This window comes from Brucella thiophenivorans (assembly GCF_002252445.1).
Taxonomy (GTDB): Bacteria; Pseudomonadota; Alphaproteobacteria; order Rhizobiales; family Rhizobiaceae; genus Brucella; species Brucella thiophenivorans.
On record NZ_NNRJ01000070.1, the window covers coordinates 1 to 1,296 of the forward strand.

The following is a 1,296-nucleotide window of genomic DNA, read 5'->3' on the forward strand; positions in this document are numbered from 1 at the left end:
CTGATATTTACGCGCAGGTTAACGTAACAGTGCCCTTTTTTTATGTGCAAGCTCCTCTTTTTTACGGCCCAGACATGTACTTCGAATAGCGAATGGCGAAATAACTGAATTTGCCACGATTTTTTTAAAAGAAAGGCTTGCACTCATCGTTTGAGTTCGCTAGATGGAGGCCGTCGATGAATAAAGCTTCACGCTTCTGTCGCAATCGCTGTTCAGCCAACTAAAACTGATACGCGAACCCTGCTGGGGAATAGGTTAACGGTAGACCCACGGACTCTGACTCCGTTAGTCCTGGTTCGAATCCAGGTTCCCCAGCCATTTGATTTCATTACATTATTCGCCTTATGAACTTAGACCTGCATAGAGCGGTTTACACCTCAGTTTACAGACTTGTGCTTGTTTTCAAGTTTCCGAATGGCAGATTCAGCAAGTTTAGGATCGCGATTTAGATAGTGTGCATCAAGGATTGATCGCACATCACGCAGACTGTGACCAGTAATGGTTGCAATCTCCGCTTCCGTACATTCAGCCAAAGCCAGACGCGTCACTGCAGTCCCGCGAAGGTCGTTGAAAGTTAAGCCGGATACACCAGATTTGATTCTTGCCTTACGCCAAAACGTTCTAAATCCGTCACTCGTCCACGCCTCCCCGTCCAGATTTTTCAATATGGTGCCTGTACGATTCTCGATTGCATCAAGCATCATCTTCAGGGGTGCCCCAACAGGGATGACCACTCGTGCGCCAGTTTTAGACTGCTTCAGTCTAATTTTGGCCCCGTCATAAGCAGGCCATTCCAGGCGCAGCAAATCACCTTGACGCTGCCCGGTCCATAGTGCCAGTTGCAGTGCAAGATGAAGGTGTGCAGGTGCCAAAGCCATGAAGGCGCTTTCATCATCACTTGCCCACACATTCTCGGATCGATTTCCACGATAGACTCGACCGCCCTTTTCACATGGATTGGCAGGCACCTTCCCCAATGGCAGCGCCCACGACAGGATTCGGGCGAGTACCTGCCATGCATAATCTGCCTGCCGGCGCGATTTCTTGGCCAACTCGTCTCGCCATTTCATGAAGACGGCTTTGGTGCGGATGTCAGCCAGCCCGTTAATGGGAAAACTGCCGAACTTTTTCTCAATGACTTTGATCTGTTTGATGTAGTCTTGCTGTGTGCGCGGAGCAAGATCAGCCCATATAGTCGTGTCTTGGAATTCATTCAGAACAGATTGAAGCATTGTAGAATCTGGCTTTTTCTTAGCCGAAACCGGCACTGTTACGTTAACCTGCGCGTAAATATCA

The 1,296-nt window shown here is 48.8% G+C and carries 1 protein-coding gene and 1 tRNA gene; one reads left to right on the forward strand and one right to left on the reverse strand.

Annotated elements, in window-relative coordinates; translation table 11 throughout:
* Positions 1 to 244: 244 nt before the first annotated feature.
* A tRNA-Gln gene (locus CEV31_RS20005) sits at positions 245 to 318 on the forward strand.
* Between the two features lie 59 nt (positions 319 to 377).
* Here the strand turns inward: CEV31_RS20005 and CEV31_RS20010 are convergent.
* A complete protein-coding gene (locus CEV31_RS20010; RefSeq protein WP_094509909.1) occupies positions 378 to 1,232 on the reverse strand; it encodes a tyrosine-type recombinase/integrase in 855 nt (284 codons plus the stop codon).
* Between the last annotated feature and the right edge of the window lie 64 nt (positions 1,233 to 1,296).